Source organism: Paenibacillus illinoisensis NBRC 15959, from assembly GCF_004000925.1.
In the GTDB taxonomy this organism is placed as follows: Bacteria; Bacillota; Bacilli; order Paenibacillales; family Paenibacillaceae; genus Paenibacillus; species Paenibacillus illinoisensis.
Genome location: NZ_BIME01000003.1, coordinates 309,912 through 329,627 on the forward strand (window position 1 = coordinate 309,912; position 19,716 = coordinate 329,627).

Annotated in this window: 18 protein-coding genes; 3 read left to right on the plus strand and 15 right to left on the minus strand. The window is 49.4% G+C overall.

The features are described 5' to 3' along the window. Nucleotides 1-2: 2 nt before the first annotated feature. A complete protein-coding gene (locus PIL01S_RS10030; protein WP_127537415.1) occupies nt 3-1,196 on the minus strand; it encodes a M20 family metallopeptidase in 1,194 nt (397 codons plus the stop codon). Between the two features lie 368 nt (nt 1,197-1,564). Next, complete coding sequence (locus PIL01S_RS10035; protein ID WP_127537416.1) at nt 1,565-2,479, minus strand: LysR family transcriptional regulator; 915 nt, start codon at nt 2,477-2,479, stop codon at nt 1,565-1,567. A gap of 172 nt (nt 2,480-2,651) precedes the next feature. On the opposite strand from PIL01S_RS10035, the gene PIL01S_RS10040 reads away from it, so the two are divergent. Genes PIL01S_RS10040 through PIL01S_RS10050 form a run of 3 tightly spaced genes read left to right on the plus strand, consistent with a single transcriptional unit; the run spans nt 2,652 to nt 4,074 of the window. Further along, on the plus strand, nt 2,652-3,221 hold the full coding sequence (locus PIL01S_RS10040) for a TetR/AcrR family transcriptional regulator (protein WP_127537417.1): 570 nt from the start codon (nt 2,652-2,654) through the stop codon (nt 3,219-3,221). Further along, nucleotides 3,221-3,655 (plus strand): DMT family transporter, encoded by a 435-nt coding sequence (locus PIL01S_RS10045; protein WP_127537418.1) that lies wholly within the window; start codon nt 3,221-3,223, stop codon nt 3,653-3,655. The genes PIL01S_RS10040 and PIL01S_RS10045 overlap by 1 nt, the downstream gene beginning before the upstream one ends. Nucleotides 3,656-3,657: 2 nt before the next feature. After that, nucleotides 3,658-4,074, plus strand: a complete 417-nt coding sequence (locus tag PIL01S_RS10050; RefSeq protein ID WP_127537419.1) for a YvaD family protein — start codon at nt 3,658-3,660, stop codon at nt 4,072-4,074. A gap of 52 nt (nt 4,075-4,126) precedes the next feature. Here the strand turns inward: PIL01S_RS10050 and PIL01S_RS10055 are convergent, their stop codons facing one another. From PIL01S_RS10055 to PIL01S_RS10120, 13 genes are all read right to left on the minus strand, one after another. Continuing rightward, entirely contained in the window at nt 4,127-5,233 is a 1,107-nt protein-coding gene (locus tag PIL01S_RS10055; protein WP_164764207.1) for a DUF5050 domain-containing protein, read from the minus strand. Between the two features lie 59 nt (nt 5,234-5,292). Beyond that, on the minus strand, nt 5,293-6,798 hold the full coding sequence (locus tag PIL01S_RS10060; RefSeq protein WP_127537421.1) for a sensor histidine kinase: 1,506 nt from the start codon (nt 6,796-6,798) through the stop codon (nt 5,293-5,295). Beyond that, nucleotides 6,795-7,505 carry a response regulator transcription factor gene (locus PIL01S_RS10065; protein ID WP_127537422.1) on the minus strand — a complete coding sequence of 237 codons (711 nt, stop codon included), beginning with the start codon at nt 7,503-7,505 and terminating at the stop codon, nt 6,795-6,797. Before PIL01S_RS10065 ends, PIL01S_RS10060 begins: the two co-directional genes overlap by 4 nt. A gap of 248 nt (nt 7,506-7,753) precedes the next feature. Then, nucleotides 7,754-8,632 carry a helix-turn-helix transcriptional regulator gene (locus PIL01S_RS10070; RefSeq protein WP_127537643.1) on the minus strand — a complete coding sequence of 293 codons (879 nt, stop codon included), beginning with the start codon at nt 8,630-8,632 and terminating at the stop codon, nt 7,754-7,756. 179 nt (nt 8,633-8,811) lie between these two features. Next, nucleotides 8,812-10,221, minus strand: a complete 1,410-nt coding sequence (locus tag PIL01S_RS10080) for an MATE family efflux transporter (protein ID WP_095290892.1) — start codon at nt 10,219-10,221, stop codon at nt 8,812-8,814. A gap of 254 nt (nt 10,222-10,475) precedes the next feature. Next, nucleotides 10,476-11,363 carry a carbohydrate ABC transporter permease gene (locus tag PIL01S_RS10085; protein WP_371859945.1) on the minus strand — a complete coding sequence of 296 codons (888 nt, stop codon included), beginning with the start codon at nt 11,361-11,363 and terminating at the stop codon, nt 10,476-10,478. Nucleotides 11,364-11,395: 32 nt separating this feature from the next. Then, entirely contained in the window at nt 11,396-12,277 is an 882-nt protein-coding gene (locus tag PIL01S_RS10090) for a carbohydrate ABC transporter permease (RefSeq protein WP_127537424.1), read from the minus strand. 56 nt (nt 12,278-12,333) lie between these two features. Further along, nucleotides 12,334-13,671: an extracellular solute-binding protein gene (locus PIL01S_RS10095; RefSeq protein ID WP_127537425.1), complete on the minus strand. Its 1,338-nt coding sequence runs from the start codon at nt 13,669-13,671 to the stop codon at nt 12,334-12,336. Between the two features lie 125 nt (nt 13,672-13,796). Continuing rightward, nucleotides 13,797-14,585, minus strand: a complete 789-nt coding sequence (locus PIL01S_RS10100; RefSeq protein WP_095360151.1) for a response regulator — start codon at nt 14,583-14,585, stop codon at nt 13,797-13,799. Next, complete coding sequence (locus PIL01S_RS10105; protein ID WP_164764208.1) at nt 14,575-16,362, minus strand: cache domain-containing sensor histidine kinase; 1,788 nt, start codon at nt 16,360-16,362, stop codon at nt 14,575-14,577. Before PIL01S_RS10105 ends, PIL01S_RS10100 begins: the two co-directional genes overlap by 11 nt. A 247-nt stretch (nt 16,363-16,609) precedes the next feature. Next, nucleotides 16,610-17,437, minus strand: a complete 828-nt coding sequence (locus tag PIL01S_RS10110) for a carbohydrate ABC transporter permease (RefSeq protein WP_127537426.1) — start codon at nt 17,435-17,437, stop codon at nt 16,610-16,612. Then, the gene (locus PIL01S_RS10115; RefSeq protein ID WP_095290884.1) at nt 17,437-18,303 is read right to left on the minus strand and encodes a carbohydrate ABC transporter permease; all 867 of its coding nucleotides are present in this window, start codon (nt 18,301-18,303) and stop codon (nt 17,437-17,439) included. Before PIL01S_RS10115 ends, PIL01S_RS10110 begins: the two co-directional genes overlap by 1 nt. A 24-nt stretch (nt 18,304-18,327) precedes the next feature. After that, nucleotides 18,328-19,533, minus strand: coding sequence for an ABC transporter substrate-binding protein (locus PIL01S_RS10120; RefSeq protein ID WP_127537646.1), 1,206 nt, complete (start codon nt 19,531-19,533; stop codon nt 18,328-18,330). Nucleotides 19,534-19,716: the final 183 nt, after the last annotated feature.

Below are 19,716 nucleotides of genomic sequence, written 5' to 3' on the forward strand. Positions count from 1 at the left end.
GATCATCCCTCGTCCTTCTGTTGTTTCCACTCTTCAAATTCATTCCGCACCTGCTGCAAAGCAGCTCTGTCCGCATACAGATCGTACGCTGTCAGTGCCAGCGCCTTGGCTGCAAGATTCAGCTCAATCATGCCCTCTTCCGCTCCGGCAAGCCGGGCAAACTCAGGGGTATGGGTCGTTGCATCTCCCAACCGGATGTATGGATGGATCGCTGCGGTTACCTGGCTTACATTGCCAATATCCGATGAACCCACTCCACCTGTCTGCGGCGGATCATGGACCTCAATGCCCATGTCCTCCAGATTCTGTTGAAACAGGCTCGCCAGCGCCTTGTTGTTATTGCGCTCGGCATAGATCAGTCCTTCCGAAATATCTACCGTGGCACCAACTCCCTCGGCAGCATGACGCACGACGCGGTACACTTTATCCATAACCGTCTTCAGTTCCTCAACTGTTTTTGCCCGGATAATGTACACCGCCTCTGCCAGCTCAGGCACAACGTTTGGTGCATCTCCACCCTTGGTGATAATCCCGTTTACCCGGACGTCATCCTTCAAATAGGGGCGAAGCGAGTTAATGCCCGCATAGGCATTTACCAGTGCATCCAGCGCACTGATTCCCTTTTCGGGAGAAGAAGCTGCATGCGCCTGTTTGCCATGAAACGTAAAGGTTGCGTCCACACAAGCCAGTGCTCCCCGGAGTACCATCGTTTTTTGCTGCGGATGGCACATCATGACAGCATCGATCCCGTCAAATACACCATCATTCGCCATGATAATCTTGCCGCCGCCCTCTTCCTCAGCCGGAGTACCAAGAACAATGATTCGCCCAGGCAGTTCAGGAAAAGCCTTCTTAAGAGCCATGGCGGCACCTACTGCCGAAGTGCCGATCAGATTATGTCCGCAGGCATGTCCAATACGAGGCAAAGCATCATATTCGGCCAGCAGAGCGATGGTAGGCCCATCTGCTTGGCCTTCCCATACAGCTCGAAACGAAGTCGGAAGTCCGGAAATCCCCTTTTCCACCTGAAATCCGGCCGCTTCAAGTGGTTCTGTTAACCACTGCTGTGCTTGAACTTCCCCGAAACTAAGCTCAGGATTGGCATGAATACGAAGGGACAGCTCCCGCAGCTGAGGGTCCAGCTGATCCACAACGTCCTTTATGTTCTGCTTCATATGAGCATGGTCATGATTCATGAATGCTTACCACCTTTCTCCGAACAACATATTTATATATTCAATTCTACTGAATAAATATACAGTGTGATTTTCATATATTGTATGTGTGACCATGCCATTAGTAAATTCAAAAAAATTAAGGAAAAACCCATAAAAAATTTTATGGGCCTGGATTATTCATATATGGATATTATGATGTGTAAGCATAAACGGAATATTTCAACATCCATATGGAGTTGCTTGATGAGCAATCCAGCCGTATCTACATCCCTTTAAAACAAGAACATACGTAATCCCCATACCATACCAACCTGCAAGAGACGCCGTTCCACTCCAAATCTATCCGAATAATTATGCATATATATCATGCACATATCACCTGAGGTTTAACTATTATCTACACCCGTATCAGCCTGAGTCCTTTCCGATCTCATCAAACTGATAAAGCGGTCTGCTGTAGCTTGCTGCAGCACACTTTTCTTATAAACCAGCCATGTATTGCGTCTCACGCCCTGACCGTCAAGACGAATGAGCTCCTGCTGGTGAAGCCCGTCCTCATCTGTAACGAAGATCCCCGGGATAATCGCGTAACCAAGGCCATAGCGCACCATTTCTTTGCAGGTCTCATAGCTGTCCACCCGCATCGCCACCGTAGGTGAACGATCATAACGTTCATACCACCAAGAGGCTACCGCCTCACGAAATGGACTTATCGCCACTCCTCCTGCCTTAGTTACAGGTTCCTGAAAAGCGATTTGCGGCAGACCGGGGAGTTCATCCAGATCTATCGGTTCCCTGGATACGATACAGACTGCTTCATCGTGCAGCAGATGCTTGCAATCAAACCAGGGATGCTCTCCCCGAATCACCCCTACCTGAATTTCATCGCGCGTCAGCAGTTCAATAACTTCAACACTTAGTGCACAGGTAACGGCAAACTTCACTTCAGGATACTGCTCCTGAAATTGTTTTAACAAAGGCGGGAGCTTATACAAGGAGTAATGATTGGCGATCCCCAGGCGCAGCGTTCCCTTGACTTCATTGCGAATATTTGAGAGCTGCTCTTTCACCTGATGGAGGTCACGCAGCATTTTCCGGGCATAGATCGCTAGATGTTCACCTTCCGGTGTAAATTTGGCCCCTTTCAGCGTTTTGTCGATGAGCGGTACGCCAAACTCTTTCTCCAGCTGCTGCAATCGGTAAGTCAAGGCCGGCTGGGTCATAAACATGCGCTCCGCAGCACGGGTCAGACTGCTCTCTTCGGATACGCTTAGCAGTAAACGGCAGTCCTTTTCATCCATGGCACACTTCCCCCTTCACTTCTCGTCTTTTCAGTATAACTTACTGCAGCATTAAAGAAGTGCCTCTTCTTGACACAAAGAAAACCGGGATATAAAATACAAAAAAAACAAGGAAAATAAATTATTTTATTTATTTTCCGATCAAACAAGCAGAGTACAAGGAGGCATAACCATGATTAGAGAACGCATTCTTGATATCACCCGCCATGAAGTGATCCGCAGTGGCTTCCGGTTCAGTATGAATGACTTGTCCAAACAACTGGGTATGAGTACCAAGACGGTATATGAATTCTTTCCTTCCAAAGAAGACTTGCTCAAAGACTTGCTCGATACCTCACTGACCGAAATCGTTCAGAAAGAGCAACAGCTCATGAGTGACACTTCGCTACCCCTTCCGTCCAAGTTAAGACAAGCCCTTGTCATGATGCCCGACGACCTCGGCATGTTTGATCTCCGACGTTTGTCTGAATTGCAACGTTATTATCCTGCTGTCTGGAGCCAATTGGATCTTTTTATAACGAACCACTGGGATGAGATCAGACAATTGGTACACACAGGACAGGCATCTGGTGAACTGCGTTCCTTTGATACCGAAGTTTTTGTACAAGTCTATATTGGCGGCTTATACAGGTTGATGGAACAGTCTGCATCCGGATCCTGGAACGGCAGCACCTTATCGGCAGCACTGCAGGAGATGGTCGATATGCTCCTGGAAGGCGTTCTTCCAAAGGAGGGACCATAATGGCTTGGTTATGGCTCGCTGTAGCCGTTCTATTTGAAGTTGCCGGGACGATCTCCATGAAAATGTCTGAAGGATTAAGTAAACCCGGGCTCGCAGTACTTATGGGTATTTTTTATCTGATTAGTTTTGGGGTCATGAGTCTTGCACTCAAAGAAATTCCAGTCAGTATCGCCTATGCCATATGGTCTGGAGCTGGGATCACCATTCTGGCTGTGGTTGGGCTGTTCGCGTTTCAGGAACCGATGACTTGGCTGAAAGCCGGATCCCTGCTGCTGATTATCCTTGGTGTGGCTGGATTACGTATGGGAAGCACAGAAGCGAAAGTACCGAGTAACGGGTCTCTTCAGCTGGCAGCAGAATACTCACCTTCTGTTTTGGCACAGGATGTTTCACTGCATCATGGTGCTGAATTCCAACCCGATAAGGAGGGATAACATTGAGTCGTTCGTTAAAAACCTTATTCCTGCTCACGGATATCGGCTTTATTCTGTATTGGGCGGTGACTTGGGGTTCATGGATTCCTAAGGAATACTTATATCAGGACTATACTAACCCTCTGCTGGTCGCTTGGAACCTGTCGTTTCTTCCGCTTGATCTGCTCATTTCCGCTACAGGATTCTATAGTCTGTTCCTTCTTCGCCGTTCGGATCAACGCTCGCGGATGGTCGCCCTTATCTCCCTGGTATTGACCTTCTGTTCCGGGCTCCAAGCGATTGCGTTCTGGTCATTCCGCGGAGAGCTCGATTGGGGCTGGTGGGTTCCCAACCTTTACTTGATGATCTATCCGTTATTCTACATACCGAGACTTCTCCGTAAGGAACAGCCTGCTTCCATCTTTTCAAAAAGTGCATAAGAAAAAAGCCTGGTTCCTCCTGGGAACAGGCTCATTCTTGTATAGTCACCCGTTACTCCGAGATCGTAATAACAGAGGTGACAAAGTGATATGATTCATTCTGCAGCACCGCTTGGGACAGCAGAATCTTGTTGCCTTCCGGGCTCCAGGCAAGCGGATCGGAGATGTCGTCCATGTCGGCCGAAATCTGGAATTGCTCTGCTGATTCCGTATTGGAGACGAACAGCCCTTTCTCATCATCGCTCTCCGAGTTAATTGTGTACGCGATCTTGGAATCATCCCCGGACCAACTGGTCCCGAAGATCTGTGTGCCTCTGGCAAGCGTCGCCTTCTCGTTGCCTTCCAGATCGGTAAGCACCAGCGCCCGTTTCGTATCCGCTGTTTTTTTCACAATGGCCAGCCTAGTTCCATCATTGGACGGAATAACCCACTCCACGCTCTTCAGGACCTGTTTTACATCACCTGTAGTTGTATCATAGGCATTCAACTGTCCGTCTTCACCGGTAATATAGTAGATCATACTGCCCGAAACCCTGACGCTGCGCACGTTGAAATTGCCGGTCTCCACCAACACCTTGGTTGTTCCATCAATACTGGCTGAGACGAGTTCTCCCTTCATATTCGGAAAGACAACATGCTCATTATCCAGCCACGCGCCTTCCTGAACGAAACCATCTTCCTTGCCTGCATTCACTGTCTCCCCGTTGTGCAAATTCATAAAGAAACCTTTGCCTGTCGATTCCTCCGGCTCACGGTAGAACAGGTACTGCCCATCCGGTGAAACAATCGGCGAGCTCAGACTGACTTCGCTCTCCTTGAGCGGTGTATCGGTTCCTTTCGCCAGATCGTACATATATAAGTTATGCGGGTATCTCTCCTGGCCTTCAACCATAACGGGTTTCATCGACGTGTTCTCTTTGTCCGATACGATCCAGTCATCACTTAGCCAGGCCACGCCGCGCATATTGGGTAATTTATCAATTTTCTCGAGTTTGAAGCTCTGATACACCGATGTATTGGTATTGTCTTTTACCGTAATATCTGTGCCCGTTTTCCCACTTCCCGCATTCCCTTCCGGTTCAGTGCTTCCCCCGCAAGCCGTTGCCGACAAGAGAGCTAACGCTCCTAATGCACCCAAAGCCGTCTGTTTCCAATTCATCATGGTCCCCCCTGGTTTCTCTGCTATAGACCAAGCATACACATGTCATACTTCCAAAGTTATTCAGACTTGTTTCCAACTTGTAAACTTGAATCGGCGAGCGGGAAAACAAGCTGGAATGTTGTTCCTTCCTCATTATTCACTTCACCCGGCAGCAGGGTGATCGTCCCGCCCTGTTTCTCTACAAATTGCTTCACGAGTGACAGACCGAGTCCGGTTCCGCCTGTTTTTCTCGCCCGGTCCTTGTTGACGGTATAAAAAGGTTCAAAGATCTTCTCTCTTGCCTCTTCCGGAATCGGCAGACCCGAGTTGAAGATGCGAATCACCGCTTCACGCGTCTGTGGCCGCTGCTCGCTCTGTACCCGAATGATGCCCCCAGGCACGTTATACTTGATCGCATTGTCGAGCAGATTGATGAAGATATGCATGAGGCTCTCCCGATCACTGCGGATAACGGCAGGCTGAATGTCCAGCTCCATGCGAAGCGCAAACTTCTCGGCTTTGCCTCGCATGCGTCCGCAGGCGTCCTCCAGCAGCGCACCAACCTCTACATCCTCCGCCTGGTTTTCAAAATCATATTTCTCCAATGCCGATAAATGCAGCACCTTCTCGACCATCTCGTATAACCGTTCCGTTTCCTTGCCAATGTTGCTGGAGGCGTCCTCAAGTAACTGAGGGTCATCCCGGTACATATCGAGCAGCTCCACATATGCCTTGATCGAGGTGAGCGGCGTTTTGAATTCATGGCTGATATTGCCGATATATTGCTTCTGCTGCTGTTCCAGCGCCTGCAGCTTCTTAATGGCCAGCTGCAGCTTCTCTTGTTCTGCATGCATGTCCGTAATATTTTGCTGAATCGACGTGCTCATGTAATAAATGCCTTGCCCCAGTTCGCCCAGTTCATCTTTGCGTTTAACAGGGGATTCGGTGATATACTCGCCTTCCCGAATGGAATCCGCTGATTTCTTCAGCTTGGTTATCGCGACTGCGAAGCGATTATAGAACAGGTACCCGAGAATAAAGCTCAATACAACGACGGCAATTCCCGCCCATAGGAACAACTGTAAAATGCGTGCGTAGAATTCATGGTAGCTCTGGACCGAATACTGCATCCATATTGCACCCATCTGACCATCCGGACCATCCAGCGGTGCTGCATAGAGCAGCGTGTCACCCTGTTCACGGTAGGCGATTTTATTTTGCAGAGCATAGTTCAGCGTCTCCTGGATCTCCAGACTCTCACCCGGTGTAATGGACGAGCCTACCTGTGTCCCATTCATGTCATAAAGCGCAATGGGCAGTCCTGTGGAGTTCGCCAGCTCCTGGGCCAGCCTGCGGCCATTTTGCTTCAGAAAGGCATCCGTCTCCAGCCGTATGGCTTCCGTATAGTAGGCCTGACGCACATTGAGATTGACCAGACGCGTCTGTTGCGACAGAATGCCCTCGATCTGTGACTGCTGGTTGCGTTCAATCCCTCGCAGGACGAGGGAACTGAGCACCACAACAGTCAAGATGAGCAATGCCGCGAGAAACACGCTGAATTTCAGCTTGATGCTGACCCTCATGCCGAACCGCCCGGTACAGGAGCTGACGCTTTATAGCCAATGCCGTACACCGTCTGCAGCTTTTGCTGATCCGTATCACCAATTTTTTTGCGCAAACGCTGAATATGAATATCCACTGTGCGTGTGCCTCCTGCGTATTCCATGCCCCATACCCGATCCAGCAGATCATCACGGGTGTACACCCGCTCCGGATTGGACATCAGGATGGTGAGCAGGTCGAACTCCTTGGGCGTCAGATCCAGCTTCTCTTCCTTTACCGTCACCGTTCGGTGAGCCACATGAATGCGCAAGTCCCCATTAACGATGGCCTGATTCTTCTGCTCGTCTGGCGGTGGACTGCTCTTCTCCACCCGGCGCATGAGCGCTTTCACCCGAGCGAGCAGCTCGCGAATCTCGAACGGCTTGGTCATGTAATCATCGGCGCCCATTTCCAGTCCGACGATTTTGTCCACGATATCATTTTTCACGGTCAGCAAAATAATACCGATATCCTCGCGGTCCTCCAGTCTGCGGCATACGCCGTATCCATCGAGCCTTGGCATCATGACATCCAGAATCATGACCTGCGGATGGAATGACGCCACCTTGACCAGTGCCTCCTCGCCATCATTTGCTGTCTCCACTTCATATCCTTCGCGCCGGAGCGCATAAGCAATGGCACTGACGATGCTTGACTCGTCATCGACCACAAGCACTTTTTTTGTCATCGGATTCATCCTCTTTATTGATGTCATAAGTTCATTATTCCTGGATCTATGTTAACAAGGTCTGGCCGGATAATCCATGGAGGACGATATGATTTATACGATATGATTTATACAATAAGCCGTATTCTCTAAGCTTGGACTTCGCTCCACTTTTTTTATACCCGTACAAGGCAAAAAGACCTCACCTGGAAATGGATCGGCCTTCGTCTTCTACCATTTTTAAGCTTACAAGCATGCGAACGATCAAACTATTCTTCAAACGACAAGTTCATCGGCTCGTCCGACATCTCAGCTTCCGTCTCCATATGGGTCAAGGGTGTATTCAGGTCCACTTCCTCGAAGCGGAAGCTGTCCACCCAGACCTTGCCCTTACCGTTCAGGATCACGCCAAACGAGATGATTGCGCTCTCTGCGGGAACATCCAGCACAATGCTGTATTGATTCCAGGGCTGTGTCCCCGTGATCGGCCTGTTATGCATATTATCAAACTGCAGCACGTCCTGGACATGATTATCCACACGCATCCATAATCCGCAGAATGCGTCCACACGATCGGTTTTGACAAAGCCGGATAGCTTCATCCGTTTCCCTACATACTTGTCTGCACGGAATTGCTGCATCATCGTGGCAAACTCATTCGGCTCCATGGGTGTTACAGCCTTCAAATACCCCGAGGCCTTCCCATGATGGACTTCGGCAGGGTCAATGCCCATCTCATAATTTTGCGGGTGGCTTCCAGTTAACATCCAGCCTTTGATTGCAGTTGCAGAATTCATTTGTAATTCTCCTCCTCTGGTTTTTCCGGTAAATAGTTTCAGATCGAATACCTTGCGAAAACGACCGGGCGGCATGCCATACATTTTGCGAAAGGCCCGGGTGAATGCTTCCTGACTTTCGAAGCCGCAGGCGAGAGAAATATCCAAAATGCCTGCATCCGTGGAGCGCAGTGCGGTAGAGGCCAAACTCATCCGGCGATGACGAATGTAATCGATAACGGTCATGCCCACCTCATCCCGAAATACCCGGTGATAGTGATACGGGGATAACAAAGCCTCCGACGCCACCTCTTCCAGCCCAATCTCCTCATGCAGATGTGTCTCAATATAGTACAAGCTGTCCTGAATCATCTCCTGATAACGGCTCAAGTGGAGATTAACCCCCTTCCATATCCTTACTATACGTGTTCGCCAATCGGCCGTTTTGATCATTTTTGCGGAAAATATAAAAAAGAAGAGCCGGATCAGGGACAACGATGTCCCTGACCGACTCTTTCTTGATTGCTGTATATCCAATCGTGTCAAAACAATCAGACAGCCGGAACCGGCTCTGCACCAACCTCGTCCTCATCATGCTCCACCAGTTCATGTTTCTCCCACGCCCGGCTCTTCCAGCGGAAGTACATAATGACTGCACGTGTCCATTCGTCTGCCGCAATGGCAAGCCACACACCCGCCAGCCCCAGATCAAGCTGGAACACCAGCAGATATCCGAGAGGCAGACTCATGCATACCATCGAGATCAGCCCCATATATACCGGGAACTTGGCATCCCCTGCCGCACGCAGGGAACCGATAATGACAATGTTGCAGGTACGTCCGGTTTCAAGCAAAAGACTAAGCAGGAGTACCTGCGCGCCCAGCTTGATAATCTCCGGGTTTTCCGTAAAAATGCTCATTAATGGTACGCGGAAAATAATAATGATCACGTCAATAATAACAGTGGCCAGAAGGGCCCATTTTACACTATCGAATACTCGTTTGTATGCCTCATCTTTGCGGCGTGCCCCCACGAGACGACCGACAATGATGGATGTACCCATGCCGATCGCCATGCTGAACAGATAAATATAGCTGGAGATATTGCCGGCATATTGCTTGGTTGCCATGGCTTCCGCACCAAGATAGGTCACGTACAACGTAAATATGAGTTGGCAGGAATGATACACCATGGATTCCATCGCAGACGGAATGCCGATTCGCAGAATTTTGCCGATAAAATTTTTGGACAATTTAATGTAATAACCGAACTCTACCCGAACCTCACTCACACGGTACAACAGCCAGAAGAAGATCAGCAGGCAGATGAAACGGCTTCCCACCGTCGAGATCGCTGCCCCTTCCACGCCCAGCTTGGGCAGGCCGAAATGTCCGAAGATCAGGGCATAGTTACCAATCACGTGGATGACGTTCATAAACACGGATACGTACATCGTTTCCTTAGTATACCCGTGTGTACGAATGGTTGCAGCCAGTGCATTGATGAGCGCCTGCAGGAAAATCCCGCCCCCGACAATGCTTATATACGAACGGGCGTAATCGTAGATTTCGCCTTGAATATTCAGAAGTGTCAGTAAATGTCCACCAAACACCAGAAAAATAACACTCAGGATCAGCCCAACCATAAGGTTCAGCGTAATCGCATTCCCTGTTACCTGTGCTGCTTCACTCAGTTTTTTGGAACCTATATATTGGGCTACTACAATCGCAGCACCATGTCCGATGACTTCGAGTACAAGAATGGCAATCGAGATAATCTGGTTGGCTGCGCCCACCCCGGAGACTGCATTATCCGATACCGAACTAAGCATGAGCGTATCTACGCTCCCCATCAACATAAACAAGAAGAGTTCCAGGAAAATCGGCCAGGTCAGCCGAATCAGCTTCAGATCCTTGGCATCTGAACGGAGGGACTCTTTGGTCGAGGATATTGCTGTCATTTTCTCACCTTTCTAACGTGGGCTTGATTTCATAGGGTATGTTAGCACAGGTAATTTGAAAATGCAGTAGTTTTGTGAAAATAATTGAAAGATTTTTGAAATACCAGAAATAGGAATTCATTTGTTTCATAAAACCTGTCTTTCAGTCACCGCCACATTGCTCTATAGACATCGCCGAGACATAGCAAAACCCTTCTATTAAACGCAGACGATGCGTCTAATAGAAGGGCATTATCGGACCAATTACCGGACCATTATCCTTTGACCGAACCGGCCGCGATCCCTTCGACAATCCGTTCACTCAGCACCAGAAATGCAATCAGGATCGGCAGGATGCTGATCATCAGCGTAGCCCCAATGGCACCCCAATCGGTGGTATACTGCCCAATAAAGTTCTGTACACCAACCGTCAGCGTTTTATACGCATCCGAGCTAATGAAGGTATTGACGAAAATAAATTCGTTCCAGTCATAGATCATGTTAATGATGGCTGTTGTCGCAATTACGGAAGCGGTCATCGGCAGTACAATGCGGAAGAAGATCCGGTTGACGGAGCATCCGTCCATCACCGCGGCTTCCTCGACCTCTCTCGGAAGTGAATAATAGAATCCAAGCAGGATCATAATCGTGATCGGCATATTAAATGCAATGTAAGACAGAATGACCGATAACGGATGGTCTGTGAGATTCAGCTTCAGGAACAGACTGAACAGGGGGATCAGTGTGGAGTGCACCGGGATCATCAGACCCACCATGAACAGCCCCAGCACCAGCGAACGTCCCTTCCAGCGCATCCGTGTGATGGCAAACGTGACGAGACTGGCAAACAGAACCGTGAACACCACAGAAACCACCGTCATCCATACACTGTTGAAAAAGTATAAGCTGATATTACCTTCCGTCCATACCTTGACATAGTTCTCCCAACGCGGCGTAGCCGGGAGGGCAAAAGGAGCCATGTCGAATACTTCCTGATTATTTTTGAGCGAGAATAACTGCAGCCAGATCAAGGGCAATATCTGAAGTACAGCTACCAGAGATAAGAGCACATAGAGCAGCACATATCCAAACCTTCTTAACCATGCTGAGCCTTGGCCCGTCTCCGGATGTACGGGCAGCCGAGCAGCCGTATCCGTCTTCACCAGGATAGACCTCCTTTCATTTTACGTTCACGTCAGGAATACTCGATCGTATCTTTGGAAGCCGTCGCCTTGCGGAGCAACCATGTGACCACCAGACAGATCAAGAGCAGGAAAAACCCTACAGCACTGCCATAACCAAAGTCGAAGCTGCGGAAAGCCTGACGATACATATAGGAGGCCATAACTTCACTGGAGCCATTTGGACCCCCATCGGTCATCACATAGATGAGGTCGAAATACTTGAGCGAGCCCACCACGGCGAGCACCACGGTTACCTTGATGACTTCTGTGATGAGTGGCAGCTTGATCCGAAAGGCAATCTGCCACGGATTCGCACCATCAATGCGGGCAGCCTCGACCAGAGATTCCGGGATGTTCTTCAGCGCGGCATAATAGATCAGAATATAGAAGCCCGCATACTGCCACAGAATCGGCACGAACAGTGCATACAGCACGAGCGATGGCTCCGCCAGCCAGGCCGGCGGATTGCTAAATCCGATCGCTTCCAGGAAGGTGTTCAGCACACCGTTGCTGGGATGATAAATTTTCAGCCATAACTGGGCAATCGCAACAGAAGACAGCAGCATCGGGATCAGATATATTTTTCGAAATAGATTCGCGCCCTTGATCTTGCCTGACAGTACAAGTGCAATCATCAGATAACCAATCAGGCTCAGCGCAGAGAACAAGGCGAGCAAAAAAGTATGATTGGCGCTCTGCCAAAACGTACTGTCCTGAATCAATCTGGCGTAGTTATCCAAACCAATAAACGTCATCGCCCCAATCCCATCCCATTGCATCAAGCCGTAATATCCGGTGAGCACAATCGGGATATAGACCAGAACCAGCAGCAGAAGCAGCGCAGGCAGCACATACAGCGCAGCAACCAGACGGTTCGACATGACTTTGTCCAAGACGTGATCCTCCCTTCAAACGTTCAAACCTTCAAATGGTGTAGGTGAGGTGTACATCAGTTGCCTTTATCAATTGCAGCCTGATGATTCTTCACAAAGTCCTCAGGGGTGACCGCTTTGCCAAACAGTGCCTGAATCATGTCCAGGTGCGCCTGAGCAGCAGCCGGTTTCATCTGCACATCTGCAAAGAGTGTCAGGCTGCTCGCCTGATTCAACTCGTTCAGCAGATCGATATAGAGCTGTGGCAGCTGTACTGCCGCCGTATCGACTTTGGTCGCCGGAATGACCCCTGCTTCGGTCACGGAGCTTTCGCCCCATTTTTCCACAAAATACTGCACAAACTTCTGCGCTTCTTCCTTCACTTTGGAGTTCTGGGCCACAAAGAGGCCTACGCCCGGTCCGCCTACCCAGCTGTTGATGTCTCCTTTGCCGCCATCAATCGTCGGAAATTTGAAAAATCCAACCTTATCCTTGAATTCCTGCGGAATATCCGGGTTCGTAGTAAAGTTCGGCAGTTCCCACGTTCCCATCAGGTACATGGCAGCCTTCTCGTTCATGAATTCGGATTTGCCTTCATCATTGGATAACCCGTTAAAACCCTTGTTGAATGCGTTCATATCGACAAGCTTCTGCACTTCTGCCGCAGCCTGGGTCAGGGCAGGATCTTCAAACTTGCCTGATCCACTAATCGCTTTCTCCAGCGCATCCCCGCCTAGACGATTCGCCAGATACATATACCAGAGTGAACCGGTCCAGCGGTCTTTATTCCCGAGTGCAATCGGCACTTCACCGTTCTCGGTCAGCGTCTTCAGCACATTCAGGAATTCATCGTATGTGGCTGGCGGCTGCAAATTATATTTGGCAAAGATCGCTTTGTTGTAATAAATGGGTGAGATATTCAGCTCAATCGGAAGCGCATAGGTTTTGCCGTCTACCGCGTAAGCCTCTGTCGTTCCGGCGATGAACTTCTCACCAAGGGATCCATTCAGCACTTCATCGAGCGGCGCAAACAGATTGCCCTTTACATAAGGCTCCAGGAAACCTGCGGCCCAGGTTACCCCGACATCGGGAAGTTCATTGGATGCGGACAGAATCTTCAGTTTGTTCTTGTATTGTTCATTCTCCAGTACTTCCTGCTTGATCGTCACATTTGGATGATCCGTCTGATACTGCTGGATAATATCATTGACCAGCTTGTTCTGCTGTGCAGAACTGCCGGCCGGCCAGAGATGCATAAATTTCAGCGTGACCTTTCCGTCTGTGGTACCGCCCTCTCCGCCGCCATTACTGCCGGATTCGTTATCTCCACCGGAACCCGTGTTGCTGCACCCCGACAATATGACAGCGAGAACCAGCGTCCATGACAGAAGCATTGCCAGCGTTTTTTTGCTCATAATTCCAGCCCCCAATAGTGGTTTTTCGGTTAATGTAACCGCTTTATTGAAATTGTAGCACGGGCATCATCACGCTATAAGGTCAGGACGATTTGGTAAAACTCCACTATTTTAAGGTGAACTTGTTAACTCTTTTCATTTACGGCATGACGGTATTTGCTTGGACTGAGCCCCTCCAGGCTTTTGAAGACTTTGATAAAATATTTATCGGTCTGGTAGCCAACGCTCTCCGCGATCTCCGAGATGGGCATCGTTGTCTGCACCAGCAATTCCTTGGCCCGCTGTACCCGTTTACGCATGAGATACTCACTGAAATTCAGCCCGACCTGCTCCTTGAACAGCACGCTGAAATAACTGGAGTTCAGATGCAGCGAATCGGCAAGCTCACGCATGGTCATCGGTTCACCCAGATGTGCCTCAATGTATGCCAAAGCTTCGCCAATCGGGGTATTGCCCTGCTGTTCTCTTCGCTCCTTGACCTCGAACAACTTCGGATCAACCATCTCCTGTATCGTTTGGATGCGCCGCTGCTGTTCATGGACGTGCAGTGCCTTCTGTACCGTCTGGAGCAGCTGTTCTTTGTCAATCGGCTTGAGCAGATAATCGACCACACCGAGCTTGATCGCCTGGTGGACATAATCAAAGTCCGCATACCCCGACATAATCAGGACAGCCGGCTTGCTGGGAAAATGCTGAATGGCCTCCACCAGCGACAAGCCCGAGAACTCCGGCATGCGAACATCGGTGATCAGCAGATCGGCAGGCTGGCTGGCGAGCCAGTCCCTGGCTTCAACACCGCTTGCAGCCGTCTGAATCCGGTTCCGCCCAGTAGACCAGGCCTCAAGTGTTTTGCGTATGCCTTCTCTTGTACGCGGCTCGTCATCCACAATCAGAATGGTTTTCTCATGAATCATGTGCAGCCCCCGTTTCCCTCGGAATTTCAAAACATATGATGGTCCCTCTCCCTACTTCGCTCTCCACCACAAGTTTGGCTGCATCGCCCAGTTGGCTGCCAAAGTAGACTTTCAGCCGGCGATGCACATTGATCAGCCCCACTCCCGTTCCCTTGGTGGATGCAGCAGGCCCGCCGTCCAAAGCTTGAACAATGGATAGCAGACGTTCCTCATCCATGCCTGGCCCATTATCTTGGACCTTGACGCGTACACGACCTTCTACCGAGGAAGGTTCAACACGAATCTCCACCTTTCCCGGTTTTAACGTATTTTCAATCCCGTGCAGTATCGCGTTTTCCACCAATGGCTGGATCAGCAGCTTGGGGATAGGCACGCTGCGCAGTTCCTCGCTCAGACTGATCTCCCACTGCATTCTCTCGCCCAGCCGCATCTGCATAATGTTTAAATACCGCTCCGCATGCTCCAGTTCGTCCGCGATCGTGACCCATTCTTCCTGATGAGGACCCGGGATGATGTAGCGAAATAACCGGGACATGGCAATAACCCTAAGTGCCAGCTCCTCTTCTCCTTTTTCCTCCAAGGACCAATAGAATGCCTCCAGGGTGTTAAACAGAAAATGCGGATTAATCTGCGATTGTAGCGCCTTCAGCTCGGCCCGGGACTGCATGACTTCCTTCTCGTGCACCACACGTGTCAATTCGTTCTGCCTGTACACCATCTGGTTATACACATCATTCAGCTCATTGATCTCCATGGTGGAACTGACCATCAGATTCGGTCTCATCGCTCCGGGCTGTGCCCCGCGCATGGCCCGCATCAGCCGAATCAACGGACGTGTGATCATGGTGGACAGAAAAAAGGACATCACAAGAAACAGCCCCACACCAATGATTCCCGAAACGAGCAGCGCCGTTCTCAAGATCGATACGCCTTCGGTTGTTTCTCCTAGTGGTGTCAGCACAGCAAGTGTCCATCCCGTCAGCTCGGACTTATGGCGAACAACGATATAGGATTCCTCACCATTCTGAACGACGGACCCACTGTCCAAAATGGCCTTCGGATCAAGGTTAATCTGCAGATTGGAAGTCACCACTTCACCATCGCCGTCCAGCAGCAGGATGGAATCCTGCAAACCCTCTGACTCATTCGAATCATTCAGTTGAAAAAAACTGCGCTGCATCCGCACCACAACATAGCCCCCATGTTCAAAAGAATGATCCAGCAGGTTGATTCGACGAATGGCGAGAAGTACACCCGGGTCTTCAGGGTCAGAGCCTGCCCACACTAATCTGCCTTTGCCTTCATCCGCTTGGGTGATCCAGCTGCGCTCCACTCGGAGATCCAGGGATCGGTCATCCATCGGGAATATACGGTTGTATCCGGTTGTGTAGATCTCCATACTTTGCGCCCCGTTAATAAAAGATTGATAGCTGCCTGCAATCTGAAGCAGTGCCTGACGTTGATTGAAGGTGGCCGGTTTACCATGCTTCTCGTCACTGAGCAGACGCTGCACATACGAATCATCCGCGACCTGGGCCGTCAAGGAGTTCACCTGTGCAATGAGCGCATCCAATCGACCACTGGCCTGCACTGCAGTCTGATGGATATGTTTCTCGGCATTGCTCTTCAGCAACGCAGCCACCCGGTCATAGGCTGTTACACCTGCGAGCAGCAGAACAATGAGCATCACCATGACGAAACCGACAAAGATCTGATTGCGAAGCGAGTTATAGCGCCCTGGTTTCCCCTGCAACTCTGTCCATTCTCCTTTCTGCATGTAAAAAAACCACCATCCTACTCCCTTGCTCTTGAGATTGAGTACACCGATGCTGGTTTCATTCACTTATTTAATTAAAGCGCTTGCAAAAGACAACGCTCGCTTTCTTTGTTTAATGATTAAACTAACGAATAAAAAATAGCACAGTTTCCCGGGTTAATCAATCCGTTCGAAACGTTCGTAGTGCATCCTTGAAATAAAAAAGAGAGGAGGACTCTTAGGTCCACCTCTCTATATTCACAAAGCTTTATTTTACAGAACCTTGGGTTACCCCGTTAATGATCCACTTCTGAGCAAACAGATAGATGATAATCATCGGCAGCAAGGCCAGCAGGTAGGATGCAAACGCCAGGTTAAAGTCGGTATTGAACTGACCCTGGAAGACGTATTGCACCAGCGGCAGCGTGTACTGTGCCGGATCACTGATAATGATGAGCGGCAGCAGGAAGTCATTGTAGGTGGACAGACATGTCAGAATACCAACCGTAGCACTGATTGGTGCCATAAGCGGGAAAATGATTTTCCAGAATGTGCCCCAGGTTGTTGCTCCATCCACAAAAGCTGCCTCCTCCAGTGCCACCGGAATAGACCGGATATATCCGACATACACGAAGACGTTAAAGGCGAGTCCATACACCGTATGTAATAAGGTCAAGCCAAGCAGGTTCGTCATCTCCAGTGAAGATGTCAGTTTGACAATCGGCAGCATGATGATCGGAAACGGAATGAACATCGCACTGACGAAGTAATAGTACAATCCTTTGAAAAACTTTCGTTTCTCCATATTGCGCGCGATAGCGTAAGCTACCATGGAGTTACTAAGGAGCGTCAAAATGACGGTTGATGCAGTAACGACAGCACTGTTACGGAACGATTGGAAGAAGTTCGTCATGTCGATGGCGCTTGCGAAGTTCTCCCAGTGCAATTCGGTCGGGAAGGCAAATACCGACTGAGCCATTTGCTCCGGATTTTTCAACGCAATCGTAACCGTCATATACAGCGGAAACAGGATAAACAATGTACCCAGAATAACGAGCAGCATAACAAGCCAGTTGGTGCGTGTACGACTTCTCATTACAGATCCATCTCCCTTCTTTGCAGGAACCGGATTTGCAGAATCGAGATTACCGCAATCACGATGAAGTAAATAACCGAGTTCGCAGATTGATACGCGTATTCTCCACCTTCAAATCCACCCGTATAGATCAGGTGAGAGATGGATTGCGTCGCCCGTCCGGGTCCACCATTGGTCAAGGCAACGATCTGATCGAAGACCATCAGGGAGTTTTTCATAGCCAGTACCATATTAATGGTGAAGAATGGTGCAATCAGCGGGAAGGTAATGCTCCAGAATTCACGCCATTTGCCTGCACCGTCGAGGTTGGATGCCTCGTACAGCGTTGTTGGTATCGTTTGCAGTCCGGCCAGATACAGAATCGTATTGAGTGCTACCGATTGCCATACGGCTACGATAACGATCCCGATCCATGCCAGGCTTTCGCTACCCAAAATGTTGGTCGATAGGGCGTTAATCCCCAGGTTTTGTCCCCATATTGGAAAAACGTTGGAGAACAGGTAGTTAAATATGTAACCTACAATCAATACGCTCAAAATATTGGGCAGGAAGTAGATGCCGCGGAAAAAGTTACGGAACTTGATCTTGGCATTCAGCCCGAGAGCGATAAGCAGGCTCAGAATATTGGTGAGAATGGTCACCACAATCGCAAACTTGAATGTAAACCAGTAGGCATTGCCGACATTATCATCCTGAAACAGGTTGAAATAGTTTTTGAAACCGACGAAATCATAGCTTTTCCCAAAACCGTTGTAGTTCGTAAAGGAATAATAAATCCCCTGGAGAGCCGGCAGCGTCATAAACACGAAGAACAATACCACCGCCGGAACCGTCATCCAGTAATAGGGTGCCATACGTTTGTTCATACTCCATCCTCCTTCGGACAAGGCTTAACGCCGGTTCGCAACCTTGTCCCATTCTTTGTCGAGTGTATCCAGATAGTTGTCGATGTCTTTGTTCTGCAAAAAGGACTGTACGATGGAATTCAGCTGCACTGCAGCCGGAATGTAGTGATCGGCAAAATCAATAACTTTGCCCTGCTCGATATATGGCGTCAGCTCCTGCACCGCAGGGTCGTCCTGTTCAACGCCTTCGACCGCCGCAAACAACGTTTGCTCTTCAATGTATTTCCCGATATTTTCGGGTTCCAGCAGGAATGCGATAAACTCTTCAGCCTGTTCCCGGTTTGGCGTATCTGCCGAGATCGTAAACAGGGAGTCGATGCCGTTCACCAGCTTGATCTGGCTTGGATCATTTCCGGTCGGGAACGGGAAGAAGCCGATATCCACATTCGGATTGGCTTTGCGAATCTCGGAGATCGCCCAGGTTCCCTGGATATACATGAATGCTTCGCCGTTGGCAAAAGCCCGGTTACCATCGGAATAGGCCTTACCGAAGTTATCGCCATGACCGTAATTCATCAGTTCAAGCTGTTTCTCTGCCACTTCGCGATATTTATCCTTGAAGGTCACCTTGTTCTCGCGACGATCCAGATAGAAATCGATACCAACCAAGTTAGGTCCAAGAGCATTGAACGGCAGATTCGTCTGCCAGTCATCCTTGTACGTGAAGTAAAACGGAATTTTACCCGCGTCCTTGATCTTTTGAGCAGTAGCAATCAGCTCGTCCCATGTCTTGGGAACGTCGAGTCCCATTTCCTTAAACAGCGTTTTGTTGTACATGATGCCGTTTGCATTTGTTGCGTAAGGAATGCCTGTCACTTCCTCCATGCCTGTGACATCCTTCAGCATTTGTATGTAATTCGGATCAATCGTCTTGGTCAGCGAGCTGTCCGTCAGATCAGCGAAAATTTCACTTTGGGCCAGTATCGAATATGTATCGGTTGCACCCATGGCCATAATATCAGGCACATCGTTTTTGACTACGCGAGTCTTCAACACCGTCTCCGCATCTGGCGGATTCACCTGAGTGACCTGTATATCGGAGTGCTCCGCATTGAATGTCTTGATCAATTCGTCAAAGGTTCCTTTGGCTTCGGGTTTGTTCTGGAAGAATTCGATTTGCACTTTGCCGCTTGCGCTCTCCCCGCTTGTACAAGAAGATAGGAGCACAGCCATTAATCCACATAGCAACATTGTCCCGAGTGCCTTGGTAAGCGATGTTCTCATGTTGTACCTCCCTCAGCATTATATAAGTAAAGATATACCCATTAAATTGGTGGAATAACCATTTGGTTAATTCTTCCACGCGGAGCATGACATAAGGGCGGGCTATTCAACCCTTTATTATTTCTAAAACGGTTTCGATAAAAATGAATC